At 42.8% G+C, this 26,893-nt stretch carries 22 protein-coding genes; 12 read left to right on the forward strand and 10 right to left on the reverse strand.

All coding sequences use genetic code 11. The features are described from left to right. The first annotated feature begins 446 nt into the window (after positions 1-446). The 4 genes from V7K30_RS31065 (at position 447) to V7K30_RS31080 (ending at position 7,161) form a co-directional block, all read left to right on the forward strand. A complete protein-coding gene (locus tag V7K30_RS31065) occupies positions 447-2,087 on the forward strand; it encodes an AAA-like domain-containing protein (protein ID WP_335006001.1) in 1,641 nt (546 codons plus the stop codon). Positions 2,088-2,270: 183 nt separating this feature from the next. After that, positions 2,271-2,897 carry a type I restriction endonuclease gene (locus V7K30_RS31070; protein ID WP_335006003.1) on the forward strand — a complete coding sequence of 209 codons (627 nt, stop codon included), beginning with the start codon at positions 2,271-2,273 and terminating at the stop codon, positions 2,895-2,897. A 188-nt stretch (positions 2,898-3,085) separates the two neighbouring features. Beyond that, positions 3,086-6,868 carry an AAA-like domain-containing protein gene (locus V7K30_RS31075; protein WP_335006005.1) on the forward strand — a complete coding sequence of 1,261 codons (3,783 nt, stop codon included), beginning with the start codon at positions 3,086-3,088 and terminating at the stop codon, positions 6,866-6,868. Then, on the forward strand, positions 6,853-7,161 hold the full coding sequence (locus V7K30_RS31080) for a hypothetical protein (protein WP_335006006.1): 309 nt from the start codon (positions 6,853-6,855) through the stop codon (positions 7,159-7,161). The genes V7K30_RS31075 and V7K30_RS31080 overlap by 16 nt, the downstream gene beginning before the upstream one ends. Here the strand turns inward: V7K30_RS31080 and V7K30_RS31085 are convergent. Next, complete coding sequence (locus V7K30_RS31085; RefSeq protein ID WP_335006008.1) at positions 7,158-7,949, reverse strand: Uma2 family endonuclease; 792 nt, start codon at positions 7,947-7,949, stop codon at positions 7,158-7,160. The genes V7K30_RS31080 and V7K30_RS31085 overlap by 4 nt on opposite strands. Positions 7,950-8,033: 84 nt before the next feature. Next, entirely contained in the window at positions 8,034-8,801 is a 768-nt protein-coding gene (locus V7K30_RS31090) for a Uma2 family endonuclease (RefSeq protein ID WP_335006010.1), read from the reverse strand. A gap of 181 nt (positions 8,802-8,982) precedes the next feature. Here V7K30_RS31090 and uvrA point away from each other — a divergent pair, with 181 nt between their 5' ends. The 3 genes from uvrA to V7K30_RS31105 are packed head-to-tail and all read left to right on the forward strand — an operon-like array spanning position 8,983 to position 14,162. After that, a complete protein-coding gene (gene uvrA, locus V7K30_RS31095) occupies positions 8,983-11,886 on the forward strand; it encodes an excinuclease ABC subunit UvrA (RefSeq protein WP_335006012.1) in 2,904 nt (967 codons plus the stop codon). Between the two features lie 33 nt (positions 11,887-11,919). Next, complete coding sequence (locus tag V7K30_RS31100) at positions 11,920-13,113, forward strand: ATP-binding protein (protein WP_335006014.1); 1,194 nt, start codon at positions 11,920-11,922, stop codon at positions 13,111-13,113. Next, positions 13,110-14,162, forward strand: coding sequence for a ParA family protein (locus V7K30_RS31105; RefSeq protein ID WP_335006015.1), 1,053 nt, complete (start codon positions 13,110-13,112; stop codon positions 14,160-14,162). The genes V7K30_RS31100 and V7K30_RS31105 overlap by 4 nt, the downstream gene beginning before the upstream one ends. Positions 14,163-14,319: 157 nt before the next feature. Here the strand turns inward: V7K30_RS31105 and V7K30_RS31110 are convergent, their stop codons facing one another. The 5 genes from V7K30_RS31110 to V7K30_RS31130 form a co-directional block, all read right to left on the reverse strand. Next, on the reverse strand, positions 14,320-14,724 hold the full coding sequence (locus tag V7K30_RS31110; RefSeq protein WP_335006017.1) for a helix-turn-helix domain-containing protein: 405 nt from the start codon (positions 14,722-14,724) through the stop codon (positions 14,320-14,322). Beyond that, positions 14,708-14,851: a type II toxin-antitoxin system HigB family toxin gene (locus V7K30_RS31115; protein WP_442941125.1), complete on the reverse strand. Its 144-nt coding sequence runs from the start codon at positions 14,849-14,851 to the stop codon at positions 14,708-14,710. The genes V7K30_RS31110 and V7K30_RS31115 overlap by 17 nt, the downstream gene beginning before the upstream one ends. An 81-nt stretch (positions 14,852-14,932) precedes the next feature. Continuing rightward, the gene (locus V7K30_RS31120) at positions 14,933-15,157 is read right to left on the reverse strand and encodes a type II toxin-antitoxin system HigB family toxin (protein WP_335006019.1); all 225 of its coding nucleotides are present in this window, start codon (positions 15,155-15,157) and stop codon (positions 14,933-14,935) included. Between the two features lie 60 nt (positions 15,158-15,217). Continuing rightward, positions 15,218-15,649: a DUF2358 domain-containing protein gene (locus V7K30_RS31125; RefSeq protein WP_335006021.1), complete on the reverse strand. Its 432-nt coding sequence runs from the start codon at positions 15,647-15,649 to the stop codon at positions 15,218-15,220. 12 nt (positions 15,650-15,661) lie between these two features. Continuing rightward, the gene (locus V7K30_RS31130) at positions 15,662-16,807 is read right to left on the reverse strand and encodes a glycoside hydrolase family 10 protein (RefSeq protein WP_335006022.1); all 1,146 of its coding nucleotides are present in this window, start codon (positions 16,805-16,807) and stop codon (positions 15,662-15,664) included. 402 nt (positions 16,808-17,209) lie between these two features. On the opposite strand from V7K30_RS31130, the gene V7K30_RS31135 reads away from it, so the two are divergent. Both V7K30_RS31135 and V7K30_RS31140 read left to right on the forward strand, forming a co-directional pair. Further along, positions 17,210-18,073 carry an alpha/beta fold hydrolase gene (locus V7K30_RS31135; protein ID WP_335006024.1) on the forward strand — a complete coding sequence of 288 codons (864 nt, stop codon included), beginning with the start codon at positions 17,210-17,212 and terminating at the stop codon, positions 18,071-18,073. Between the two features lie 315 nt (positions 18,074-18,388). After that, positions 18,389-18,844 (forward strand): pentapeptide repeat-containing protein, encoded by a 456-nt coding sequence (locus tag V7K30_RS31140; protein ID WP_335006025.1) that lies wholly within the window; start codon positions 18,389-18,391, stop codon positions 18,842-18,844. A gap of 274 nt (positions 18,845-19,118) precedes the next feature. Here V7K30_RS31140 and V7K30_RS31145 read toward each other — a convergent pair whose 3' ends face one another. Next, a complete protein-coding gene (locus V7K30_RS31145; RefSeq protein ID WP_335006027.1) occupies positions 19,119-21,230 on the reverse strand; it encodes a M3 family metallopeptidase in 2,112 nt (703 codons plus the stop codon). 262 nt (positions 21,231-21,492) lie between these two features. On the opposite strand from V7K30_RS31145, the gene V7K30_RS31150 reads away from it, so the two are divergent. The 3 genes from V7K30_RS31150 to V7K30_RS31160 all read left to right on the forward strand — a co-directional run bounded on the left by V7K30_RS31150 (position 21,493) and on the right by V7K30_RS31160 (position 23,516). Then, the gene (locus V7K30_RS31150) at positions 21,493-22,203 is read left to right on the forward strand and encodes a Uma2 family endonuclease (RefSeq protein WP_335006029.1); all 711 of its coding nucleotides are present in this window, start codon (positions 21,493-21,495) and stop codon (positions 22,201-22,203) included. Positions 22,204-22,244: 41 nt separating this feature from the next. Further along, positions 22,245-22,370 (forward strand): hypothetical protein, encoded by a 126-nt coding sequence (locus V7K30_RS31155; RefSeq protein ID WP_335006031.1) that lies wholly within the window; start codon positions 22,245-22,247, stop codon positions 22,368-22,370. 189 nt (positions 22,371-22,559) lie between these two features. Further along, positions 22,560-23,516 carry a hypothetical protein gene (locus V7K30_RS31160; protein WP_335006033.1) on the forward strand — a complete coding sequence of 319 codons (957 nt, stop codon included), beginning with the start codon at positions 22,560-22,562 and terminating at the stop codon, positions 23,514-23,516. A 438-nt stretch (positions 23,517-23,954) separates the two neighbouring features. Here V7K30_RS31160 and V7K30_RS31165 read toward each other — a convergent pair whose 3' ends face one another. Continuing rightward, positions 23,955-25,775, reverse strand: a complete 1,821-nt coding sequence (locus V7K30_RS31165; protein ID WP_335006035.1) for an ABC transporter ATP-binding protein — start codon at positions 25,773-25,775, stop codon at positions 23,955-23,957. Positions 25,776-25,863: 88 nt separating this feature from the next. After that, on the reverse strand, positions 25,864-26,664 hold the full coding sequence (locus V7K30_RS31170) for a DUF6816 family protein (RefSeq protein ID WP_335006037.1): 801 nt from the start codon (positions 26,662-26,664) through the stop codon (positions 25,864-25,866). Positions 26,665-26,893 lie beyond the last annotated feature (229 nt).

The following is a 26,893-nucleotide window of genomic DNA, read 5'->3' on the forward strand; positions in this document are numbered from 1 at the left end:
AAAGACTCATTAATGGAGTTCAAAGACTCATTAATGGAGTTCAAAGACTCATTAATGGAGTTCAAAGACTCATTAATGGAGTTCAAAGACTCATTCACGAGTATCAAAGACTCATTAATGGAGTTCAAAGGCTCATTCACGAGTATCAAAGACTCATTCACGAGTATCAAAGACTCATTCATGGAGTTCAAAGACTCATTCATGAGTATTAAAGACTCGTTAAAGGTAATGCGCTATAGCGCTTCTCAATTGAATCAAATACAGACCTAACCCCAGCCCCTTCCCTGCAAGGGAAGGGGAGTAAAATTCAAAGCCTCTCTCCTAAAAGGAGAGAGGTCAAAGTATATTGCATACAAACGAGAAGCGCTATATCAGTAATTGTCTAGTTATCTGCTGTAGTAAACTACATCTAAGTCAGAAGCCTGCATTCAATAGTTGATAGCGCTGTGAAAAAAATCCTGATTGTGTCAGCGAATCCCACGACGACAGATAAACTACGCTTGGACGAGGAAGTAAGGGAAATTCAGGAAGGGTTGCAACGCTCTCGCAGCCGAGATAAGTTTGAACTTATTACTAAATGGGCAGTGCGTCCTGACGATTTGCGGCGGGCGCTTTTAGATCACGATCCTCATATTATCCATTTTTCAGGACATGGTGGAGGAAATCAAGGTTTAGCCTTGGAAAATAATACAGGGCAAATGCAGCTGGTGAGTACAGAGTCACTGGTAAGGCTATTTAAGTTATTTAAGGACAAGGTTGAGTGTATCTTATTAAATGCCTGCTATAGCGAGGTGCAAGCTGAGGCAATTTACCAACACATTAACTGCGTGGTTGGGATGAATCGGGCAATTGGCGATCGCGCCGCAATTAAATTTGCGGTAGGCTTTTATGATGCACTAGGCGCTGACAGGTCGTATGAGGATGCCTACGAGTTCGGCTGTAGCGCTATTGACTTAGAAAGTATTCCAGAGTCTTCCACCCCAGTGCTGAAAAGTCGGAATAATTCCAAAGGTGCTATTTCTGCTAACGAAACTATTCCAGATAACCAGATAAAACAAGCAGTCTCCTTAGAAAATCCAGAAGGGCAGGTATCTCTAAACTCTGCTTTCTATGTCGAGCGATCGCCTATTGAGGTAGACTGTTATGAAGCGATTCTTCAACCAGGGGCCTTAATTCGCATCAAAGCTCCCCGGCAGATGGGCAAAACTTCGCTCATGTCGCGGGTTCTCCATCATGCTAGTCAACATGACTATCAAGCAGTATCCGTGAATTTCCAATCAGCCGATGCAGAATTTCTCAGCAATTTAGATCAGTTTTTGCAGTGGTTCTGCGCCAGCATTACTTACGAATTGAATCTAACCGATAGGTTAGACGAATATTGGAAAGGTGTTTTAGGTAGCAAGAATAAATCTACAAATTATTTTCAACGGTATTTATTACCCGCGATTAATAGCCCCATCGCTTTGGGTTTGGATGAAGTCGATGAAGTCTTTAAGCATCCCATAATTGCTGCTGATTTTTTTGGATTACTACGAGCTTGGCATGAGCGGTCAAAGAATGAGACAGTTTGGAAAAATCTCCGGTTGGTGATTGTGCATTCTAAGGAAGTTTATATTCCGCTCAATATTAATCAGTCACCTTTTAATGTGGGTTTACCCATTGAGTTGCCAGATTTAAATCAAATACAAGTACAAGATTTGGTACAGCGTCACAGCCTCAATTGGTCTAACTCACAAATTGAAGAATTAATGACACTGGTGGGTGGTCATCCTTATTTAGTGCGGGTAGCGCTTTATGAAATTGCCCGTGATAGGATGACGCTGGAAAATCTGCAAAAAATCGCTGCAACTGAGCAAGGCCCTTACAGTGACCATCTCCGCCGCCATTGGCTGAATTTGCAAGAGGATGCAGAATTGCTAGCTGCGGTTAAACAAGTGATGACAGCAAATCGCCCCGTGGATGTAGGCACAACTGAAGCGTTTAAACTCCGCAGTATGGGATTAGTTAAGTTTCAAGGCAATGAAGTGATACCTCTATGTGAATTGTATCGTCAATATTTTTTGAATCGCTTGGGAATTAAAAATTAAGAAATTACATTAGGAGGGCAATATAGCGTTTCCAAATCAGATGAGGTACATCATAGCCCCCTCCTCGCCTGCGGGGAGGGGAGACAAAGCACAGCTTTGGCGGGGTGGGGTTCTTGGGGTTTAATAAGTAATCGAGCGGACATAATATCATCTCCAATTAGCATTTAACAAGAAGGATCAACAATGGTTGAGGTTATTCAAGGAAGAGATATCACCCTAGCCGAACTCATCAATCAATTTGGGCTACAACTTGTAGACAACGAACAGTTTTTCTCAGAGTGGCAGCATGATTTACCTGAGTTGAGTGACTTAGAAAAGCAATCTCTCAACCAAGTCAAAGCAGAATATTTGCATCTATCGAAATATCCTATTTTGGAACCTGTAGTCAAAATGGTGGTGCTATCTCCACTATTGCATTTAGCAGGTTTTTATCAACCGCCTTTTTACATCGCCTCAGAACAAGAGGTAAAAATCTCTTCTGAAGATGAAGGCACCATTATCACAGGAGGTATTGACATCTTGGTGTTCCATCCTCCATTTTGGGTTCTCGTAATAGAAGCGAAACGAGCAGAATATTCTTTGGAGGTAGCAATTCCTCAAGCATTAGCTTATATGTTGGCTAATCCTGGTAATGATAAACCTACGTATGGTTTTGTAACCAATGGTCGGGAATTTCAATTTATTAAGTTGACAAAACAGGGCACACCAAGATATGCATTATCTTACACACTGTCGCTTAATCGTAGGGATGACCTACATACTGTTGTAAAAGTGTTAAAACGCCTAGCCGATTTAATTCGTAATTCGTAATGACGCTCTCTGCGAGACGCTGCGCGTAGCTTGCTTCTGCGTAGGAGTACGCGGACTCCTTCGCGCTACGCTAACGTAATTCGTAATCTTGTAGGGTGTGTTATGCCCTTGGCTAACGCACCATCCCAATACCAAACTAGCTTGTATTTCATAATTTAGAATTTAGAATTTAGAATTTTGAATTGTTTATGACCCAGTACCAATATCAAGTCGGTGGTAGTCTTCCTCAAAATGCCCCAACTTATGTTAGACGGCAAGCTGACCATGACCTCTATGAAGGCTTGAAGGCTGGGGATTTTTGTTATGTACTCAATTCCCGGCAGATGGGAAAATCTAGCTTGCGGGTGCAAGTAATGCAGCAGTTGCAAACTGAGGGATTTGCTTGTGCGTCTGTTGATATTACAGCTATTGGCACGGCAGATATTACCCCAGAACAGTGGTATGCCGGGGTGATTGATACTCTGGTGGGAAGTTTTAATATTTATCCAACTTTTGATTTAGATACTTGGTGGACTGATAACGGTTTGCTTTCACCAGTACAGCGCTTGAGCAAGTTTATTGAAACAATTTTACTAAAAACAATTACTGCAAAGATTGTTATTTTTATTGATGAAATTGACAGCGTTCTGAGTCTTTCATTCAACTTGGATGACTTTTTTGCAGTTATCCGAGATTGCTACAACCGACGAGCAGACCATCCTGAATATAATCGCCTCACCTTTGCTTTGATTGGGGTGTCTACGCCTTCAGATTTGATTCAAGATAAAGGGCGGACACCTTTTAATATTGGACAGGCAATTGATTTAACTGGGTTTAAACTCGCGGAGGCGGAACCTTTGGCGCGGGGATTGGCGGCGGTGGGTAATGCCCAAGAGTTGATGCAGGCGTTGCTGGATTGGACGGGGGGACAGCCGTTTTTGACGCAGAAGGTTTGTAAGTTGGTGGTTGGGGAGTGGGGAGTAGGGAGTGGAGGGGCAGAGGGGCAGGGGAGCAGGGGAGCAGGGGAGCAGGGGAGAGCGGAAGGGTGGGTGGAAGAGTTGGTATGCGAGGGGATTATTGAGAATTGGGAGACGCAGGATGAGCCGGAGCATTTGAAGACGATTCGAGACAGAATTTTGCGGAGTGGGGAACAGAGGACTGGGCGATTGTTGGGGTTGTATCAGCAGATTTTGCAGCAGGGAGAGATAGTAGCTGATGATAGTGCTGAAGAAACGGAACTGCGGCTGACGGGTTTGGTGGTGAAGCGCGATGGGAAACTGCGAATTTATAACCGTATATATAAGGAGGTGTTTAAACAGGAATGGTGCAACAAGATTTTAGCAAAGTTGCGCCCCTACTCCGATACATTGAACGCTTGGGTTGAGTCGGAACGTCAAGATGAATCGCGCTTGCTGCTAGGAAAGACTTTGCAAGATGCTCAAGAATGGGCAGTCGGTAAAAGTTTGAGTGATTTAGATTATCAGTTTTTAGCTGCTAGCCAGGAGTTGGAAAAACGCGATGTGCAGAAACGACTGAAGGCAGAGGAACAGGCAAAGCAAGTTTTAGCAGAAGCGAACCATAAAGTTAATCAACGAATTCGTATTAGTTATTTGGTGTTAGGACTGACTGTGCTGGGGGCAGTTGCATCATTAATATTTGCTGAATATCAATTGGGACAAGCACGAACAGCAAGGGTAGAAACAGATAATGCCCAAACAGAATTAAATCAGGCGAAGAGAGAAACTGAAGCAACCAAGCAAAAGAATCAGCAGATATCGGCAGACAATAAAAAAATATCACGTGACAATGAAAAGATATCGGAACAGGCAGCACAGGTAAAACGGAATCTTAGTAATGCAACTTCAAAACTGAATACAGCAAATGTCGAAGTGAATCATGCACAGCAAAACCTGAAACTAGCCCAAAACAAAGTGGCAGCAGCCAACACAAAGGTTAGTCAAGCTGAAGTACAGGCAAGCCAAGCAATTCAACAACGGCAAGAGGCAGTCAATGCCCGTAAAACTTCTCTTGAGGAACTAAAAAAGGCAGAAGCAGCCAGAAAAGTTGCTTTAACGGCTACGCGATTGGAACAAGACGGAACAAATGCGTTGCAGCTGTTTGACACTTCCAGCGAATTTGATGCTTTGCTATTAGCAATGCAGGCGGCAGGAACATTAAAAAGTCTGGTCAAGGATAAACAATCTTTAGCAGACTATCCAGCATACAGCCCTTTGTTTAGTTTACAGAAAATTCTATCTAGTACTAATATTCGTGAACAAAATCGTCTCGAAGGGCATAGCAGTTCGGTCTTCAGTGTCGTCTTCAGCCCGGATGGCAAAACTTTAGCTTCCGCAAGTGCTGACAAGACCATCAAATTGTGGAATATCGACACGGGTCAAGAAATTACCACCCTGAAAGGGCATAGCGATGCAGTCAACAGCGTCGCCTTCAGCCCCGATAGCAAAACTTTAGCTTCCGCAAGTGATGACAAGACCATCAAATTGTGGAATCGGGAGACGGGTCAAGAAATTACCACCCTGAAAGGGCATAGCAATGGGGTCATCAGCGTCACGTTCAGCCCGGATGGCAAAACTTTAGCTTCCGCAAGTGCTGACAAGACCATCAAATTGTGGAATCGGGAGACGGGTAAAGAAATTACCACCCTGAGTGGGCATAGCAATGCAGTCATCAGCGTCACGTTCAGCCCGGATGGCAAAACTTTAGCTTCCGCAAGTGCTGACAAGACCATCAAATTGTGGAATCGGGAGACGGGTCAAGAAATTACCACTCTGAAAGGGCATAGCAATGCAGTCTTCAGCGTCACGTTCAGCCCGGATGGCAAAACTTTAGCTTCCGCAAGTTTTGACAAGACCATCAAATTGTGGAATCGAGAGACGGGTCAAGAAATTATCACCCTAAAAGGACATAGCAATGCAGTCATCAGCGTCACGTTCAGCCCCGATGGCAAAACTTTAGCTTCTGCAAGTGCTGACAAGACCATCAAATTGTGGAATATCGACACGGGTCAAGAAATTACCACCCTGAACGGGCATAGTGATGCAGTCTTCAGCGTCACGTTCAGCCCGGATGGCAAAACTTTAGCTTCTGCAAGTGTTGACAAGACCATCAAATTGTGGAATATCGACACGGGTCAAGAAATTACCACCCTGAGAGGGCATAGCAATTGGGTCAACAGCGTCGCCTTCAGCCCGGATGGCAAAACTTTAGCTTCTGCAAGTGCTGACAAGACCATCAAATTGTGGAATCGGGAGACGAGTCAAGAAATTACCACCCTGAAAGGGCATGGCGATGCAGTCAACAGCGTCACGTTCAGCCCGGATGGCAAAACTTTAGCTTCCGCAAGTGATGACAAGACCATCAAATTGTGGAATATCGACACGGGTCAAGAAATTACCACCCTGAAAGGGCATAGCAATACAGTCTTCAGCGTCACGTTCAGCCCAGATGGCAAAACCTTAGCTTCCGCAAGTGCTGACAGCACAATCAAATTGTGGAATCGGGAGACGGGTAAAGAAATTACCACCCTGAGTGGGCATAGCAATGCAGTCATCAGCGTCGCCTTTAGCCCGGATGGCAAAACTTTAGCTTCCGCAAGTGCTGACAACACCATCAAATTGTGGAATCGGGAGACGGGTCAAGAAATTACCACTCTGAAAGGGCATAGCAATTGGGTCATCAGCGTCACGTTCAGCCCGGATGGCAAAACTTTAGCTTCCGCAAGTTTTGACAAGACCATCAAATTGTGGAATCGGGAGACGGGCAAAGAAATTACCACTCTGAAAGGGCATAGCGATTTGGTCAGGCGCGTCACGTTCAGCCCGGATGGCAAAACTTTAGCTTCCGCAAGTTTTGACAAGACCATCAAATTGTGGAATCTGAATCTTGATGATTTATTAGCACAGGGTTGCAGTCGGCTTAAGGGTTATTTGGCTAGCCATCCTGATGCGGCTAAGGAGTGTCCAAGGCAGTAGGTAGAGGGGAAGCAGAGGGGCAGGGGCGTAGCTGCGGCAGTTTAGAAGTCGGGGATCTATTGTTTGTAGTGATTCTAAGCTTAAATGTAGAGTCAAAGGCGATGGCACAAGAACCCCACCCCCAACCCCCTCCCCGCAGGCGAGGAGGGGGCTATGATATACCTCATGTGATTAGGAAACGCTGTAATCCTGAGTTTAAATGTAGAGTAAAAGGCGATCGCTTGGTAAAAAAGAAATGCGTAGGCGCAGCCCGCCGCAGGCATCGCACTTCCAATCTCAAAGTTTCGAGTTAAACCTCCGGTTCGACTCCCAACGCTTTTAACTGAGCGGCTAATCTCTCTGCACGCTGATTTTCTTGTTCCGCACGCTGGCGTTCTTGCTCTGCACGTTGACTTTCTTGTTCTGCAAGCTGTTGAACAGCGTTTTTCTCTTGGCGTTCTTTTGCTGCTAACTCCAAACCCCATAGTAATAGTTCGCCGTTGCCATCCCACCAACGTAACCAATAGCCTGTACGGTTTTCTCGGCTTCCTTGCCATACACCTAAAAACAAGTTCATTTCGGCAATCCAGTGACGATTATTTGCATCTGGTGTTTGCAGTTCATAATGTCCTAAATCATCTCGCCGATAAACTTCTAACTCTCCTTGCTCTGGTTCAAAAATGGCATAGTTTGGCACTTGTAAAATCTGCTCATAATAAAACCATTTACCTGGGGGATAGGTCGGTTTACTTGAATACTCTCCACCTTCGGTATCTGAGAGAAATTCCATCACAATTACGGGAATATCACCTTGCAGTCGTGGGGTATAACTGCGCTTCACTTCTTCTCGTGAGACTCGAATAGATGATACATATCCCCAATCTGGTGCTTTGACCACAAATCGATTATTCAAGGTGGCGCAGATGCCGTAGTTAGTGATGGTTAAAGCATCGGCGGGCAATCTGGCGGCAAGTTCCAAGCTTTCTGTTAAAGCAGCAGCCAAGAGTGGCTGATTAATGTTATCCACTGGCTCGTTGTCTAAAACAAAATCATCAGGTAACTTTTCCCAAGTAACTTCATGGGTGGCTGCATTGGCTAGCATAATCAGAATATCTCAAGTACAACTTCAATTTCTAATGGTTTGATTAAAAAATTGCCCACGGCGTTACTCCTGAGCAAGCGATGTCTACGACGGGCTACGCCTACGCACTTCTTCCACTGACAATCCTAAAGCTTGGGCAATCTGTTCAATACTCAAATTCATTTGCAATAATCGGGGTATAGCATCTTTTCTGGCTTGTTCTGCAAGTTCCGCCCGTTGCCGTTCTTGTTCAGCCCTTTGCCGTTCTTGGTCGGCGTTGCGAGAAATTTCTGTATAATTTAAAAACTGTTCTCCATCAGGGCGATAAAGCTGTAAACCCTCTGGTAATGGAGCAAACCGAATTTTTAACCGAGGACTTACCCAATCTTCCATTTGGGGGATGACATCTAAACCGTCTTCACCACGCAACCATTCACGCAAATTATTGCGATCGGGATCGTAAATGTAGTATTCTTCCACGCCATAGCGATCGTAGAAAAGTAATTTCTTATACATTTCAGTTTGTGTGTTGCTGGGAGAAAGAATTTCAAACACTACTTGTGGTGCAACTCCCTCCTCCTTCCATTGTTGGTAGCAGAGGCGATGTCTACGACGGGCTACGCCTACGCCTTTTGGTCTACCCAATACCACCATCACATCTGGGGTGTTAACAATTTTGTTGCGTCCCTCTACCGGATACCAAAATAAATCCCCGGCGACAAATACATTTGGATCGTCAGCAAATAGCCACTCTATATTCTGCTTGATTTCTACAATCCAGCCAAACTGTATGGTATTATTAGCCACTGGTTGTCCGTCACTATCTGGGTAGATGACCTCTGACTGGGTCGGCGGTTGGATTTGCAATACCATAGCTTCGCCCTCAGAAGGATTTAAATCGGGATGCTTCCAAATTAGCAGACTCTTAAGGATGTCTGCGGCATGAATCTAGAGGAAGAACTAATTAAAACAGTACGATTGTTCTACTATAAACTGATTAAAGATAGTATTATTAAGGACTGTTTCACAGGAAACTCCCTCTTCGCCGCCCAATATGTCAGACCAACAGCTAGCAGCATCCTTGAATGGACATCTTCCCGACCCCAGCCACAACAGCCAGAATACCATTCGGATTCGGGGTGCTAGGCAGCATAATCTGAAAAATATTGACTTGGAATTGCCACGCGATCGCCTGATTGTGTTCACTGGCGTTTCTGGTTCTGGTAAGTCTTCCCTAGCCTTTGATACCATTTTCGCTGAAGGGCAACGTCGCTATGTGGAATCCCTCAGCGCCTACGCACGGCAATTTTTAGGACAACTGGATAAGCCGGATGTGGAGGCGATCGAAGGCTTAAGTCCAGCAATTTCCATTGACCAAAAGTCAACCTCTCATAACCCCCGTTCCACTGTGGGTACGGTGACGGAAATTTACGACTATTTGCGGCTGTTGTTTGGTCGAGCTGGCGAACCCCATTGTCCGATATGCGATCGCTGTATTGCACCCCAGACAATCGATGAGATGTGCGATCGCATCATGGAATTACCAGACCGCACCCGCTTCCAAATCCTTGCACCCGTTGTCCGGGGGAAAAAAGGCACACACCGGAAGCTTTTGTCAAGTCTGGCTTCTCAAGGTTTTGTCCGCGTGCGGATCAATGGCGAGATCCGCGAACTGTCAGATTCCATTGAATTGGATAAAAATTTTACCCACAGCATAGAAGTGGTAATTGACCGCTTGGTGAAAAAGGCTGATATTCAGGAGCGTTTGGTTGATTCTCTGTCTACGTGTCTCAAGCAATCAGGTGGGATTGCGGCGATTCTTGTGAGTCTGCTAGGTGACGACGGACAAGAAAAAGAAGAAGAATTAGTATTTTCGGAAAATTTTGCCTGTCCAGAACATGGCGCGGTAATGGAGGAACTATCGCCGCGATTGTTCTCGTTTAACTCACCTTATGGTGCTTGTCCGCACTGTCATGGAATCGGGACTTTAAGAAGATTTGCGCCTGATTTGATCATACCCGACTGGGAAGCGCCAGTTTATGCTGCGATCGCGCCTTGGTCAGAAAAAGATAATTCTTATTATCTAGAATTACTCTATAGTGTGGGACAGATTTATGGGTTTGAGTTACAGACAAATTGGAGCAAGCTGACAGAAGAACAGCAGCAAATTGTTCTGTATGGAGAGAAAGATGAACGAGCCGCAGAAGCACAGAGAAAGCAGAGTTTTAAAGGTGCTATTCCAATTTTGCAACGACAATATGAGGGTGGTTCGGAATTAGTTAAGCAAAAATTAGAGCAGTATTTAATTGATCAACCGTGTGAAGTTTGTAAAGGAAAACGGTTAAAACCGGAAGCTTTGGCGGTGAAGTTGGGACAATATGGAATTTTAGAATTGACTACCGTATCAATTCGGGATTGTCGGGAGAGAATTGAGCAATTTAAGTTGAGCGATCGCCAGTTACAAATTGCTGATTTAGTCCTCCGAGAAATCAAAGCAAGATTGCAATTTTTGTTAGATGTCGGTTTAGATTACCTCACCCTTGACCGTCCTGCCATGACCCTTTCTGGTGGCGAAGCCCAACGAATTCGTCTAGCAACGCAAATTGGTTCTGGTTTAACAGGAGTTCTCTACGTTTTAGATGAACCGAGTATTGGTTTGCATCAACGAGATAATGGCAGGTTGCTGAAAACCTTAACTAAATTGCGCGATTTGGGTAATACATTAATTGTCGTTGAACATGATGAAGAAACAATTCGTGCAGCTAACTACATAGTTGATATTGGCCCTGGTGCAGGAATTCACGGCGGAAATATTGTCGCCCAAGGTGATTTTCAGGCGTTATTAGCAGCAGAAGATTCCTTGACGGGTGCGTATTTATCAGGAAGGCGAGTAATTACCACACCACCAGAACGCCGAGAAGGAAATGGGCGCAGTTTGGGAATTAAAAATGCCCATCGCAACAATTTAAGAAATATAGATGTAGAAATTCCATTAGGTAAACTTGTCGCCATTACTGGTGTGTCTGGTTCTGGCAAATCTACCCTGATTAACGAGTTACTCTACCCATCTCTGCAACACCATTTAACAAAGAAAGTTCCCTTACCCAGACATTTGGATAAAATTCAGGGATTAAACGCGATTGATAAAGCGATCGTTATCGATCAATCTCCCATTGGACGCACACCACGTTCTAACCCTGCAACTTACACAGGAATTTTTGATGCCATTCGAGATGTATTTTCCCAAACAGTAGAAGCCAAAGCTAGGGGTTACAAACCCGGACAATTTTCCTTCAACGTTAAAGGTGGACGTTGCGAAGCTTGTAGCGGTCAGGGTGTGAATGTTATTGAAATGAACTTTCTCCCAGATGTTTACGTGCAATGCGAAATTTGTAAAGGTGCAAGATACAACCGCGAAACTTTGCAAGTGAAGTACAAAGATAAGTCAATTTCTGATGTACTGAGAATGACAGTTGAGGAAAGTTTGGACTTTTTCCAGAATATTCCCAAAGCGATCGCGCGTTTGCAAACTTTATTTGATGTCGGGTTGGGTTATGTCCAACTAGGACAACCTGCGACTACCTTATCGGGTGGTGAAGCGCAACGGGTAAAATTGGCAACAGAATTATCTCGACGCGCCACAGGTAAGACACTTTATTTAATCGATGAACCGACAACAGGGTTATCTTTTTACGATGTCCACAAATTGTTAGATGTGTTGCAAAGATTGGTAGATAAAGGTAATTCAATTTTAGTAATTGAACACAACTTAGATGTAATTCGTTGTTCTGATTGGGTGATAGATTTGGGGCCAGAAGGTGGGGACAAAGGGGGAGAATTGATTGCTGTGGGTACACCGGAGGAAGTTGCAAAAAATCCCAGGTCTTATACTGGGCAATATTTGCAGCAGGTTTTGAAACAGTATCCGGCAAATACAACTATTATGAAAAATAGATAGACAAGCTAAGGGGTCTTTAAAAGGAGAAGCTCAATGAATGATCGGGAGTTAGAAATTCTCCTGAACGACCTGGAATCAGATCGGGTAGAATGTAAGGCTTCAATATCTGACCGGAATGTAATTCGTCAGGCTATTTGTGCATTTGCCAATGACTTACCGAATCACCAACAAGCAGGAGTCCTATTTATTGGGGTTCACGATAATGGCAGATGCGCTAACCTTGCCATAGACGATAAGCTTTTGCTTACACTCTCCGATATGCGGTCTGATGGGAACATTTTGCCTTTTCCTACAATGATTGTCCAAAAACGGACTATTGGCGGATGTGAACTAGCAGTTTTAATTGTAGAACCATCAGATGCTCCACCTGTACGCTTTAATGGACGTGTTTGGATCAGAGTTGGCCCCCGTCGAGCTACTGCTACAGCAGAAGAAGAACGTCGTTTAGCTGAAAAAAGACGCTCAAAAGACTTGCCTTTCGATTTACGACCCCTATCATCAGCCAGTTTAGATGACCTCGATTTAGAAATTTTTCGTCGAGTTTATTTGCCTTCTGCCTTAGCAAACGATATTCTTCAAGAGAATCAACGCACTGTTGAACAACAACTTCAATCAATGCGTTTTGCAACAGTTGATCTGTTGCCTAAACCAACTATCTTGGGCGTGCTAGTTGTGGGTAACGATCCTAGACAATTTGTTCCCAGTGCCTATATTCAATTTCTTCGCATTGATGGCATCGAGTTAACAGACCCAATTAAAGACCAAAAAGAAATTGGCGGCCCGCTTCCAGATTTGTTGCGGATGCTGGACGAAACTTTCCAAGTTAATATTTCAGTGGCAACAGACATCACTGCTCAACCAATAGAGTTGCAACAGCCTGACTATCCAAGAGTTGCCTTGCAACAATTAGGAAGAAATGCGGTTATGCATCGCACTTATGAAGGGACAAATGCCCCAGTAAGAATTACATGGTTTAGCGATCGCATCGAAATTCAAAATCCCGGCGGCCCTTTTGGTCAAGTAAATCGGCAAAACTTTGGACAACCAGGCATAACAGACTATCGAAATCCTCACCTTGCCGAAGCGATGAAAAATCTTGGCTATGTTCAGAAATTTGGGGTAGGAATTCAACTTGCTCGACAGCAACTTCAAAAAAATGGTAATCCACCTCTGGAATTCACTGTGGAAGATGCTCATTTATTGGTCATTCTTAGGAAAAAACTATGAGTGCAAAAATTATTGCTTTCTTTAATACTAAGGGAGGTGTTGGTAAAACTACTCTAGTTTATCATCTAGCATGGATGTATCAAGATTTAGGGCTGCGGGTAGTTGTGGCTGATTTAGACCCCCAAGCTAACCTCACTACTACTTTCTTAGATGAGGAACGCTTAGAATTATTTTCCTTAAACGAAAATAAAATAGATACTATTTTTGATTGTGTGAAACCCCTGTTAATGGGTATTGGCGATATTGATAATCCACATTTAGAATATATCCAAGAAAATCAGTTCTCAGAAGATATAGCCTCATTATCTTTGTCTACAGAAGTGGGAAGATTAGCTCTTTTATCTGGAGACTTAATGCTTTCTAGTTTTGAAGATGAATTTTCAACACAATGGACTAATTGCCTTGATGGAGGTGGTCAAGAAAGAGCTTTGCAGGTAACTTCTGCTTTTTGGAGAATTCTCCAAAAAGCAGCCGTTAATCATAAAGCAAATGTAATATTGATGGATTTAAGTCCAACTTTAGGAGCAATCAATCGTGCAGCATTAATCGCAGCAGATTATTTGGTGATACCACTTGGATTAGATTACTTTTCTTTGGTAGGTTTACGCAGTCTTGGTGATATCTTGCAATCTTGGAAAAATGATTGGAAGTATATATTAAGTAAAAACCATACTACAAGTTTGTCTTTACCAATTGGTGATATACAGCCTATTGGTTACGTTGTTTGGCAGATGCCAATGCGATTAGACCGTCCAGCAAAAGTATATAATAGAGCAATATTTGAAATTCAAAATACTTATCAAGAAATAATTTCAAATCAGCCTATTGAAAATCAAGTCGCTATCGAAAATGATCCAAACTGTTTAGGATTAATAAAAAGCTACCACAGCCTGATGCTAATGGCTCAAGAAGCTCATAAACCGATGTTCCACTTAAAACCTGCTGATGGTGCTATTGGCGCTCATACTAAAGCAGTGAAAAACGTTTATGGTGATTTTAAGAAATTAGCTTATAAGATAGCAGAACAAACGCAAGTGGGAATCTCATAATTCCATTTATTATCAAACGTAAAAGTATTTTTTTATTATTCAAACAAAATTGCGATGCCTGCGGTGGGCTATGCCTACGCACCTCTTTCCAAAATGAGCTAACGCAAATTATCGCTATATATAGATAAACTAGTTGTCTCTACGAAAAAGCGATCGCCTATCCTAAAATAAATAAACTTGCATCAACATGAAAAAATTTTCCCAAAGCCTCAGCTTGTTCTTTCGTGATTTCTAACTCGCCATTAATGATTTTAGTAAAAATCTCGCTTGAACCAAGAATTTCTACCAAATCAGCTTGTTCCAAACTTCTAGCTTCCATCAAATGCTTGAGTCTTGATTGAGGTGTTGAAACATTAAGCTGATAGTGCTTATCTTCAAAATCTTCAATCAGTTTTACCAATAATTCCAACAAAGCATCTTCTTCAGGAGTCAGATGGGAACGAGAAAGCAGTTCTTCAACAGTTTCTAAAAACTTCTCGTTTTCCTCTTCTGTCTTGATAATGCGAGGTTGATGTTGAGACAGCAATTGGCTGTAAATGTCTGAGTTAAAAGTAAGGGTCATTTTTCCAGGAGTCTTTGTCATATTCTGCATGAGTTAAGACATATTTTATATAGATGACCTGTTTTTCATCGTTAATACTAGCAATTAATATCATGTCCGCATAATTAGTTACGATTCCCACAGTCATTGCACCCCACCCCGCCAAAGCTATGCTTTGTCTCCCCTCCCGAAGAGCGGGGAGGGGATTAAGGGGTGGGGTTCTTCGGGTTTAATAAGCAATCAAGCGGACATGATATAAGCGGTATTTATTACCTTTGATGTTGAAAACTATAAACTCACCTACTGCTTCGGCTTTAGGATAAATAGTTTGAACTTCTAGCAAATTAGCCCAGTCTTCTTTACTAGCAGTTATGTACCAGTCATCAAGTGCTTCACAGCAATCAGCGTGTTTTTGGCAGAATTGTCGTAGCTTTTTCCGACTGATGAGGTGCATTAATTTCTTATTTCGGCGTTTCTCAGCTTGTTCTGGATAAAATTTTAACTCATCATGTATCTAATTAGCTATCTCTCCCCTTTGCCAAAACTGCTTTAATATCTCGCCAGGTTTGCGATCCCAGGTGTCGATATGCTCGTATATCAAATTATCTTGATTGAGTTTATATGTTGAATAGCCATTAAAAAGCAAACCTGCTTTCCAAGGAACGCGTAACACTCCCCGCACTGTCCACTTTGCTGAAATCGTGTCTTCGGCTGAGTGACATACTTCATGTACATCAAAGTAAATTTGGGTAAAAAATAGCCGAGCGTGAAATCGCAAAGTCCAAAATATAATCCGGTAGTTAAATTTGTATTTGAATGTATTTACCGGGTCTTTAAAATAGATATCCTGTGTATAAATGTCATAAGAAATATCTTTTTCAAAAAGTGTTGGTAAATCCTCTTTTAAAGTTTTAATTACCCGTTCCACCGATAATTGAGATTCCACGCGCATTTTTCCTTAAAAAATATTTTTTAACAACTTTTGCCAAATAGAAGATGACCTCTTGTTACTCACACCACCTGCACTCAAATCTGACAGAGTGGGAAATGATGCAGACTTAGCATAAGGGCCATTTCGCAAAACTTTAGCTAGGGTATTGTTATTCTCGCGCAAACCTTCGTAAAAAAAGAATACTTCTCCATGAATGCCAAGTTGGCGATTGTATTCAATTGCCTGCACCAGATATTCTGGACTAATACAATAACTGCCAAGCTTCATCAATATTCCTGGTGCTAACTTCGGCAACGTCGCATCTGTGAACTGCTGGTTTACTAGTTTATCAGCGATCGCCTGATAACTCCTAAAATCACGGCGATAAATCTGCGGGTGAATCATATCAACTATTCCCCGCTTCAGCCATGCGGGCGAGTCTTGCAGATATTCCTGGAATGCCCAATCATGGATATTGGGTGCGATCGCTACTAATAAATTAGGATTCACCCCTTTCACCTCGCGGTAGAGACGCGCCAAGAAGTCAGTGAGAATATCTGCACGCCACTGTAACCATTGCCTATCCTTGGGGTTCTGTGGCGGATTGTGATTAAATTCCTGGCGATAGCGGGTGACAGTTCCCTCGTCATAGCCACCTTCAGAGGGGAATGCTGGGAAGCGATCGTCACCTTGGACACCATCCACATCATAATTCTTCACAACTTCCAGCACCAAATTTAACAAGAATTCCTGCACCTGTGGGTTGAGTGCATTCAACCACTCAAAGCCGTTTTTCTTCAGTAAGTTGCCGTTACAATCACGCGCTGCCCATTCCGGTTTTTTCTGTAAAAGTACACCACCATTCAAATTGTAAGAGCTGGCAAAACCGTATTCAAACCAAGGAATAACTTTTAACCCAACTCGCCGCGCCTCAATCACCACTTCTTCTAAGGGGTCACGGCCTATACACACAGGGTCAATTTCGACTCCAAAAGTCTGCTGCATTGTTTGACTAGGATACTGAGTTACAGCTTTGTTCCAAACAACGGGAAACACCACATTAAATCCTGTCTCGGCAAGGAAATCCATCGCCTCGGCAATGCGTTGCTTTGACCTGAGAACTTTACTATCAGTAGTGGTCAGCCAAACACCACGCGTTTCTATTTTGCTCATTTTATTTGTGTCTCAAATAATCATATTATTGCCCTTGCCTTGACTGAAGAAACCGTTAAATAAATTTCATGAAGGGCAGTTTATTAATCTAGGTTGATATATTCTAGTATTTGTATCAAACATGAAACTCTGCTGATTTATTACCAATATCTATCCAAAGGAGAATTGCAATTTTAAACCTATCTCTTAGAGGATCTTTTAAAAAGATTTGGCTGTGACTTTAGGCACTTATTTATCCCCCTTAACCCCCTTAAAAAGGGGGGAACCAGAATCAAAGTCCCCCTTAAAAAGGGGGATTTAGGAGGATCTAAAACGTTTTGATACCTACAATAGGACTTTTAAAACATCCTCTTGACAAAAAACATTATACATAATAACCATCACCAACAAAAAATACTACATATGTCTGTAATAGAACTGACTTGGAAACACGATTATATAACTACCAATGGGTTGAAACTACACTACGTTACCCAAGGTGAAGGGCCCTTAATGTTGATGTTGCATGGGTTTCCTGAGTTTTGGTACTCTTGGCGGCATCAAATACCAGAATTTGCCCAAGATTTTAAAGTCGTCGCCCTTGACTTACGTGGCTACAACGATAGTGATAAACCAACAGAGCAATCAGCTTATGTAATGGATGAATTTATCAAAGATGTAGAAGGAGTAATTAAAGCATTAGGATACCAAAAATGTGTATTAGTTGGACATGATTGGGGAGGTGCGATCGCTTGGAGTTTTGCCTATGCTCACCCTGAAATGCTAGAGCGATTAATTATCCTTAATCTGCCTCATCTTGCTAAATTTGCCCAAGGTTTACGTACTCCCCAACAGTTGCTGCGTAGTTACTACGTGTTTGTCTTTCAACTACCGTGGTTCCCAGAATTACTTATACAATCTTCAGACTACCAAGCAATTGAAACAACTTTTAAAGGTACAGCAGTTAACAAGAGTGCTTTCACCAAAGCGGATATTGACGCTTATAAACATGCTGCTGCAAAACGCGGCGCCCTCACAGCAATGTTGAACTACTACCGCAATATTTTTCGACAGAGAATGCTAAATCCAAGTTGGGGCATTCTGGAAGTGCCAACACTAATGATTTGGGGAGAAAATGACACTGCACTCGGCAAGGAACTAACCTACGACACCGCAGCCTATGTCAAGGACTTTCAAATCAAGTACATTCCCAATTGTGGCCATTGGGTGCAGCAAGAACAACCTGAATTGGTTAATCAGTATATGCGAGAATTTCTGAAGACTTAACTTAACAGTATTTGCTAATATGTGATGAAATAAATTGATAAAGTATAAATACTTATCAAGGTAGCCAAATTATGGCGAGTAGTGGAAGCTCTTAAAAAGATTTAACAGTGATTTAACACTGGTACTTTTTTTGGGTTTATCGAGTAAAAATCGGACAAAAACAGGATATATAGCTTTTTTTTCCTCACGATTATAGCTGTCTCATATCACAACTAACTTGTTAGCACATAGATAGATTGACCTTATGAAGTTTAGTGAGATAATAGAGTTGTGAGGGACAGAACGGACGCAACTTGATTATTAAGGGGGAAAATTATGAAACTCCAGCTATTAGCGGCCATGGCCTTAGCAACTCCCCTATTTTTCGCTAGCTCGGTTAGAGCCGAAAATCCGCAGGACTTACAAAAGCTGCTTTCAACTGGGGAATGTATCCAGTGTGATCTATCGGGAGCTAACCTCAGTGGCGCTCATTTAATTGGTGCTGACTTGAGAGGCTCGAAGCTCCAAGGAGCCAACCTTGTAGGGGCTAACCTCGAAGGTGCTGACTTAACGGGTGCAAACTTGGCAGGTGCTAACCTAACATCAGCTTACGTAAGCAATGTGAATTTGAAGCAAGTCAATCTCAACGGGGTAAATTTTACTCGCGCTACGATCCACGATTCTAATGTGTATAAAGCATCAATGAATGATCTAAATCTTACTGATGCCGAAATATTTAACACTGGAATCGGGATCGGTGGAGAAGATGCCGAGATTCCCGATTGGAAATAGGCTGAACTGAGTAGGCAGATTAAAATAAACACAATATAGGTTTTTGCAAGTTTGAAATCAGAGAAACTGGTTTTTTGCCAGCATTATCCTTAAAATCTGCCTATACAAAAATAAAAAATGAACCCCCTCTGCCTTGTAATCACTTTACTATGACCAAAGCAAAGGGGGTTTCTTATTGGGATTGAGTCGTAGGGGCAATTCATCAATTGCCCCTACAACGCAGGTCTATTTACGCGAGAGACGTTGCATTGCAACGTCCCTACAGAGGTGTTGTTTAGTTTACAGCAGCACTGACTAAACCATTGTGCCTGAGCAAAGCGATCGTACTTGGTTCACGACCCCGGAAAGTTTTAAACACCTCCATTGGATGCTGACCACCACCAAGCGCTAGCACCGTATCTCGATAACGCCGACCTGTAGCTTTTATAGCCTCTTCATCTTCTAGCCCAGCTTCTTCAAAAGCGGCAAAAGCATCAGCACTCAGTACCTCAGCCCACTTGTAACTATAGTAGCCCGCTGCATAACCACCCTCAAAAATATGTCCAAAAGCACATAAAATTGAATCTTCTGGAAGTGGTGGTAAAACCATCGTAGTCTTGGCTATGCGATGACGCACATCTGAGGGGGTTTCATTACTACCAGGGTGATAGCGGTAGTGTAGTTCTAAGTCAAGACTACTCAGGTGGATCTGCCGCAACATGGCAGTACCACTCATATAATTACGCGCCGCTAGCAGCTTTTGATAATAATGCTCCGGTAGGGCTTCACCAGTTTCGTAATGCTTCGCCATTCCAAACAAAGTGGGTCGCTCATAGCACCAGTTTTCCATAAACTGACTAGGTAGTTCCACTGCATCCCACTCCACGTTATTGATGCCTGCGGCTCCGGGATAGTCAACCTTGGTGAGCAGATGGTGCAATCCATGACCAAACTCGTGGAACAAAGTCTCTACTTCATAGAAGGTCATTAAACTAGGTTTACCATCTACGGGAGGACTTTGATTACACACCAAATAAGCTACTGGTAAGCGGATGGCAGTGACACCATTCTCAGTGATTTTGCCCCGATTGATGCACACATCCATCCAAGCACCACCGCGTTTCTCGGCTGGACGGCTGTAGGGGTCTAAGTAGAAGTAGGCTATGGGAGAACCAGTTTCGTCAGCAATTTGGAAATAACGGACATCCTCATGCCATACTGGCGCTTGACCATCGGCAGAGGTGACAGTGACGCCAAACAGCCGCTTGACTAGTCCAAATAAGCCGTCTAACACTTGGGGAAGGGGGAAGTAGGGACGCAATTCTTCAGCAGTAAAGGCAAATTTTGCTTCTCGTTGGCGTTCTGCCCAAAAGCTGATATCCCAGTGTTTTAAATCCGTAGCTTCTGCTGCTCCCTGTGCTGCGGCAAAAGCTTTGAGTTCTGCCAAGTCTTTGACAGCAGCATCATAACTAGCGCGGCGTAGTTCTTCTAAGAGGGCGTTGACTGCCTCAACGTTGGGAGCCATTTTACTAGCCAGACTCAATTGGGCAAAACTTTTAAAGCCTAATATATCTGCGAGTTCTTGGCGCAACTTCAAAATGCGCTCAATTAGGGGGTTGTTATCCAAATCGCCACTAGAAGCGCGGGTAATATGAGCTTTGTAGAGCTTTTCACGCAAATCTCGACGGGTGCTGTGCTGCATGAAAGGGCCATAGCTGGGGAAGTCTAAAGTAATCCGCCAGGGGCCATTTTCTGGTGTGGCGTTGCTTTCGCCAGCTGCACGAGCAACTTGGGCTGCTAAACTTACTAAACTTGGTGGTAAACCGTCAATTTCCGCTTGGGTTGTGAGGGTTAAGCTGAAGGCTTTAGTGGCATCAAGTACATGGTTAGAAAATTTGCTAGAAAGTTCTGCTAACTCCATTTGTATGGCGTTGAAACGCTCTCTTGCCTCTCCTTCTAAGCCAACACCAGAAAGTTCTGCGTCTCGAATTGCGGCTTCAACAATGCGCTGTTGGGCTAATTCTAAAGTTGCCCAAATATTACTGGTACGGAGTGCCTTAAAAGCATTGTAGATGGGTTGGCTTTGACCGAGCTTATTGATAAATTGTACGACTAGTGGCTGTACGATTTCATGAGCTTCGCGCAGTTCTGGGCTATTTTTAACACCCATTAAATGATTCACCACCCCCCAACTCCAAGTAAGCCGTTCTGTCAGCTTTTCTAAGGGTTCTACTAAACCACTCCAATTAGGCTCTACATTAGCCTCTAAGGTGGCAAGCTGCTGGTCAAGTTCTGCCAGCAACTGATTGAAGGCTGGTACTACTCGTTCTGGTTTAATCTCTGCAAAGGGAGGTAAACCAATGCCTTGGAGTAGGGGATTCTCGGAAATAATGGTACTTGCACTCATGGTTTTGTGTGAACTGCGGACGAATAAAAATCATTGATGATTTTTATTTATATATCTTCTAATGTAGCCATCGCTGTGCTTAATAGTCTTGCAATTCTAGCAAAATAGCAAAATAAGCGAGAGTTACTGACAAAATCATCCTGATACAGCTATTTTGTTTGGTATGTGAACGATACCTGACAGGCAACAGTTCCAGAAATATCAGCGAAAGTCTCTGAGATAATATAGTCATCCACCCATATTCTCAATCAGGTGGCTAATTATGACTAGCCTCTTACCCAGTTCTCAACCAACAGAAGTTTTTTACCCAAGCTCGGATCGTGAACCATTGGCAGAAAGTTATATTCATTTATGTGTTCTACTGGCAACTTTAGAAGTATTGAGGCAATATTTGCTGGGTAGGCAAGCAACGGTTTTGAGTAACCAGTTTCTCTACTATGCTCAGGGTTTTCCGAAGTTACGGGTAGCTCCAGATGTAATGGTGATTTTTAATGTCGCTCCTGGAGGTAGGGATAATTACAAGATATGGGAAGAAGGACAAGTGCCTGTAGTAATCTTTGAAATGACCTCGGAAGGCACTAAAAACCAGGACACGGGTTTCAAGAAGACGCTGTACGAGCAGTTAGGGGTACTAGAATACTGGTTATTTGACCCCAAGGGAGAGTGGATTAAGGAGCAATTGCAAGGGTATCGGCTGCGAGGCGAGGTGTATGAGCCAATTACAGATAGTCGATGTGAACCTTTGCAGCTGCGTTTGCAAATAGAGGGGCAACTGATTGGTTTTTATCAAGAAGACACTGGGGAAAAGTTGCTGATTCCAGAGGAGTTGGCAGAGGCGCTGAAACAGGAAAGATTAGCGAGGGAACAAGCCCAAGAGCAAGCAAGACAAGCAGAATCGCAGGTGGAAAGGTTGAAAGAACATTTACGTAGACGCGTTGGCGTAGCCTCTCGTAGAGAAGCGGCTTGTCGTTAGACATCGCTTGGTGTTGACCCTGATACTATTTAGCCATAGATTTGCGATCGCTCTTAGCGGTAGAGTGCATTCACCTGCCTCAACTTGACCAAAGGCGATCGCAAAAAGACATCATCATGTACTATGTCAAACAGGTAGCTCGTCCGCCAGCATGGGCGTTACCCTGAAAGGGCAGTTTCAGCCCAAGAATCCCACGCTCTCAAGGTGTGGGGGTGTCAAATTAACTGAGCGTGAGCGAACGTCCTTGACGAACCGAGAAGGGAGGCTCTATATTTATGATTTTATTTGGCAACTCATCTTTTTACTCGTAAAATCGAAGACAAGATCAAGGTCAGTAGAAAAGAGTCCCTAAATTAATGAGTACGTTAATCAGTCCGGGTGGAAGAGCTATCACTAAATTTCAGATGGTAGACAGGATAAACGATATCGCTTGGCAAGCTCACCAAGGTAGCGTTGCTGCGATTATTCAACTATTGAATGAAAAGCTAGCCAAGTCTGGTGTCAGAACTAGAGCCATTTTTTCTGATGGTGTCTTACAACTTCTGTGCGAGGCGGCTAGGGTAGAACAACTTGAGCAATCTCCCCTCGTAGAACAAATCCAGCAAATTCTTGAGTTTATCGCCCCGCGTCACATTCGCCGAGTTAATATCAACAGTCGGATTGTTCGGGAACAACAATTGCTTTGGTTAAAGGAAATAGATAGCGATCGCGAAAACCAATTGCTTTGGTCACAGGAAATTACATTAATTCAGCCCCATATTGTAAAGCAACTAATTAAAGATTTCACAGAAGCTCAAGCTGAACTAGGAAAACCAAATTTTCCTAAAACTTCAGTCTCTCGTCCTTTAGTACTTATTAACAAAGAAAAACACAAAAATCAACCTAAAACAAGGATATTAGCAGCGGCTGGTTTCTGCTCACTATTGTTGCTTAGTTGGGTTGTTTATGCCCAGTTAGGTAATAAACTGAAAAACCTAATGCAACTAGAAACTTCCAAATCTTTAACTACAGAAAATACTAACGATAAAAAAGCCCAAATACCATCCCGTGCTGCTAACAATAGCCTTTCAGAGCCATCTGATGACCCATTTCCAATATCTGTGCGAATTGCAAATCTTGCTTCTGCATCTGGTAAAACAGCCACAACCTCAACTCAGTGGTTAGAGATCGCTGCTAAGTGGCAACGGGCTTCAGATTTAATGGGCACGGTGCCACAAAACCACAGCCGTTATCAGGAAGCTAAGATTCGGACTCAACTATATAAGAAATACAGTGAGGCGGCGCAAAAAGAAGCCGATAAGAGTAAATCTTAGTAGAGTTTTGCGTAAAATCGTAGCGTTTTTAAACGCACTAGGTAGCAAAATAAGTGCATAGGCGTTTCGCCTTTCCGCAGGGTAGGGACGCAGAGTCTTGCCAAATTTAATTTGCTACGAATTAGTTAAATGCTGTACTTAGTTTTGTAACTTCTCAATAACCACTGTAAGAAAGAGCAAATTTCTCGTACTTAGGTGAGAATAGCTACTTCTAATTAGGACTTCCAAAAAATTAAATATCCAAATTATATAATTGCTTGGGTTGGAGGGGATGTCAGACCAAAAAAACTACGCAGTTTTTGAGGCTATTGCCGATGAATTGGGAGAGCTACGACTTCAGCCTTAGGCAAGTCTGAGTAGTTCACTCAAGCAGATTGATTCATGGGGTCAATCCAAAATCCAAAATCCAAAATCCAAAATCCAAAATGTCTATGTCCCCTAACTCAGGAGTTCTCCTGTTTCTTGCAGGGAGTGCAAGCGGCGGTAAATGCCTTCGTGACGCAAGAGTTCATCATGGCTACCCACTTCTACAATCTTTCCTTGCTCCAGAACTACAATTTTATCTGCTTCCCGCACTGTGCTTAGACGGTGGGCAATGATAATGGTGGTGCAAGTACCCTGAATCGATCGCATCGCTAGCTGAATCGAACGCTCAGACTCATAATCTAAACTAGAGGTGGCTTCGTCAAAAACCAGCACATCTGGTTCCACTAGCAACGCCCTGGCAATTCCCAAGCGTTGTCTTTGTCCTCCAGATAACCTGACGCCTCGTTCCCCCACGACGGTGTAATAACCTTGGGGTAAGTGCTGCACTACTTCATCGACTCTCGCAATTCTACAGGCTTCTTGAACCTGCTCCAAACTGGCATCCGGTCTACCGTAGGTGAGATTATCCAATATAGTACCGTTAAAAACGTCTACTTCTTGGTGAACGATCGCTAATCTCCGTCTATACTTACCCACATCCAAAGTGCGAATATCTTGACCATCAATCAGAATTTGACCTGATTGAGGTTCAAAATATCGCAACAGCAATTTCACTAAAGTAGACTTACCAGAACCGGAACGCCCCACTAATGCCACTGTTTGGTATGGCTCAATCAACAAGTTGATATCTTGCAAAACTTGACGGTTGGTATCATATCCAAAACTGAGGTGCGACAACTCAACTTTTCCAGTAAATTTATAAGGTGATTCTGTCTGGTTGCTCTCTTCTAAAAGACTAGCTGAATCAGGTGTAGTTGGCTCTTGGAGAAATTCATGAAATCGCAGCATAGAAGAATAACGACGGGCAAAAACTTCTGCCAAAGTGCTAATAGGTTGTAATTCGGCATATGCCATGCTAGAAAGAGTTAAGGTCATGACAAAGTGACCGAGAGAAATTCTCCCATTTACTGTTGCTGCTAAAGTCAAACCCAGAATTGTAAACACACAAAACTGAATTACGGTTCTTTGCCAAGTACCCAGTTTCGTATAACCTTTGTGGATGCGATAATTAAGCACCGTTAGTTCACGATTTAAACGTTGCTTTTGCCGTTTATGTTCCCTAGCTTCTGTAGCAAATGCTTTCACCGTTTTGATATTGGTGATCAGTTCAGAATTGCGGCTTTCGGTGTTCTCTGCATATTTATTCAGACGACTTTCGTACCTAATCAATTGCTGTAAATTCTTCAAGCTGAAGCTGAGAATAATTACAAAGGAAATTAGATATAAAATCGCAATTCGCCACTCAATCACCAAAATAAACACAAAAATTCCCAGTACACGAGCCAGTTTAGGAATCAACTGTCCGGCGATTTCGGGATATGCCCAAGTGTGGTTCTCAACACCTCTAGCTATTCTTCCTGCAATGCGTCCGGGGTTATTTTCATCATAAAATTCCAGTGGGAGAGTAAGAATTTTGGCGATGGCTGCTTCAGTTTTCTCTCGACGCGATCTTAAAGCTATATCCCAGTGAAACCAACCAGTCATCCAAGATTGGGTTGGCGCTCTCACTACGGTGACAACGAAAACTAAACCCAGTAATACACCCAAAGATAGAGATTTATTAACTGGGTAATTGATGATATTGGAAAAAGTTGCGATCGCACTTTGAAGTGGTTTATCCAAAGGTTGACTAGACAAAACATTTAAAATCTGCCCGATCGCATAAGGAACAACCAAATCAATAATTTCGTAAATGCTAGATGCTGTAATACTGAAAAGACTCAGCTTCCAGTCAGAGCGAAAGTAATTGACAATATCTTGAAATTTGGCCATGATGCACACCGTCCAAGAGCGCGATCGGAAGCTTGGAATTTATATACTACAACCGTAATACAGACTAGTCAAGGGCTATAAGTTTAAATCACTCCTTTGGAGTACTAGGCATTTGTGCAGGGACAAATTCTAGACGATAGCGATAGAGGGCAACTGGTCGAGAACCAGCTTTAAAGTAATCTGGATCTTGGGGTGAAAGATAGACAGCAGTAACTTGATTTGCCTCAATCGCCGGATTAGCTGTTGGAAGTTTATGATAAGCTGTGGTAGATTCTACAGAGTTTAAATAGGGGCGTGAACCGCCTTTGAATAGTTGTTGAAAAACTTCTGTTGTGATGAAATTGCCTGATGGGGTAGTTTCTGTAGCCCGTGCAGTCACAATGGAAACTAGTTGGCGACTGTTACGCAAAAATGTAATCTGACGATTAGCTGAATCTGGATCTACTTTGACTAATAACACTGCTTCATCCCCTAAATAAGCTCTAGCCAAATTCAAGCTATTAAACGCTCTATCTGCTACTAAAATTGGTGATTTTTTATCTATCTGAGGAAATATTTTTAACCCGGCTACATGTAGTTGCTCTTTCACAAATCTTACTATAAAACTCACAGGCTGATTTAATTGTCGGCGATTACCTTCAAACCCTGGAGTTACGATATCTGGTGCTAAAGGCGCAACCAAATCTACCAACGTACTCGTAACTTGCCAAGAACCAGCCATCCATTCAGGGTAAATTAAATCACCCGAAGCCGATTGCACTGAAGTTAATTTTTCCCATTGGGGAAAATTTGCTAACCGTTCAGACAACTCTCCTGCAAGAGCTTCGCCACTCCACAATAGGAATAAAATCAGCAAGCAAAAACTCCAAATTACCTTCATTGTACGCATTAGCAGTTTTGTATTTATCGATTAAAAATTAAGTAAGTTTTTGTAAAAAATTAAAAGTTTATAGTAAGTGGTTTAACGCTCAAGCGCTTACTATAAACTAACCACAGAGTTTTACTTTTTTTTGGATAATTCAGTTTATTTGCGCCAATTTACTTAATTTATGAGATAATAATGCACTTAAGCTATTGTGTATTATTCTGCTAGCTATTCACCCACAGAATATCGTTTA

Origin of the sequence: Nostoc sp., from assembly GCF_036917655.1 — a bacterium.
In the GTDB taxonomy this organism is placed as follows: domain Bacteria; phylum Cyanobacteriota; class Cyanobacteriia; order Cyanobacteriales; family Nostocaceae; genus Nostoc.

What these genes read in the sequence shown, in the direction of transcription:
- V7K30_RS31140 (WP_335006025.1), top strand. Translation starts at nt 18,389, where the DNA reads ATGAAACTCCAGCTATTAGCGGCCATGGCCTTAGCAACTCCCCTATTT.
- V7K30_RS31165 (WP_335006035.1), bottom strand. Translation starts at nt 25,775, where the DNA reads ATGGCCAAATTTCAAGATATTGTCAATTACTTTCGCTCTGACTGGAAG.
- V7K30_RS31085 (WP_335006008.1), bottom strand. Translation starts at nt 7,949, where the DNA reads ATGCTAGCCAATGCAGCCACCCATGAAGTTACTTGGGAAAAGTTACCT.
- V7K30_RS31130 (WP_335006022.1), bottom strand. Translation starts at nt 16,807, where the DNA reads ATGAGCAAAATAGAAACGCGTGGTGTTTGGCTGACCACTACTGATAGT.
- uvrA (WP_335006012.1), top strand. Translation starts at nt 8,983, where the DNA reads ATGTCAGACCAACAGCTAGCAGCATCCTTGAATGGACATCTTCCCGAC.
- V7K30_RS31090 (WP_335006010.1), bottom strand. Translation starts at nt 8,801, where the DNA reads ATGGTATTGCAAATCCAACCGCCGACCCAGTCAGAGGTCATCTACCCA.
- V7K30_RS31075 (WP_335006005.1), top strand. Translation starts at nt 3,086, where the DNA reads ATGACCCAGTACCAATATCAAGTCGGTGGTAGTCTTCCTCAAAATGCC.
- V7K30_RS31170 (WP_335006037.1), bottom strand. Translation starts at nt 26,664, where the DNA reads ATGCGTACAATGAAGGTAATTTGGAGTTTTTGCTTGCTGATTTTATTC.
- V7K30_RS31135 (WP_335006024.1), top strand. Translation starts at nt 17,210, where the DNA reads ATGTCTGTAATAGAACTGACTTGGAAACACGATTATATAACTACCAAT.
- V7K30_RS31120 (WP_335006019.1), bottom strand. Translation starts at nt 15,157, where the DNA reads ATGCACCTCATCAGTCGGAAAAAGCTACGACAATTCTGCCAAAAACAC.
- V7K30_RS31100 (WP_335006014.1), top strand. Translation starts at nt 11,920, where the DNA reads ATGAATGATCGGGAGTTAGAAATTCTCCTGAACGACCTGGAATCAGAT.
- V7K30_RS31110 (WP_335006017.1), bottom strand. Translation starts at nt 14,724, where the DNA reads ATGACCCTTACTTTTAACTCAGACATTTACAGCCAATTGCTGTCTCAA.
- V7K30_RS31150 (WP_335006029.1), top strand. Translation starts at nt 21,493, where the DNA reads ATGACTAGCCTCTTACCCAGTTCTCAACCAACAGAAGTTTTTTACCCA.
- V7K30_RS31105 (WP_335006015.1), top strand. Translation starts at nt 13,110, where the DNA reads ATGAGTGCAAAAATTATTGCTTTCTTTAATACTAAGGGAGGTGTTGGT.
- V7K30_RS31115 (WP_442941125.1), bottom strand. Translation starts at nt 14,851, where the DNA reads ATGACTGTGGGAATCGTAACTAATTATGCGGACATGATATTAATTGCT.
- V7K30_RS31070 (WP_335006003.1), top strand. Translation starts at nt 2,271, where the DNA reads ATGGTTGAGGTTATTCAAGGAAGAGATATCACCCTAGCCGAACTCATC.
- V7K30_RS31160 (WP_335006033.1), top strand. Translation starts at nt 22,560, where the DNA reads ATGAGTACGTTAATCAGTCCGGGTGGAAGAGCTATCACTAAATTTCAG.
- V7K30_RS31145 (WP_335006027.1), bottom strand. Translation starts at nt 21,230, where the DNA reads ATGAGTGCAAGTACCATTATTTCCGAGAATCCCCTACTCCAAGGCATT.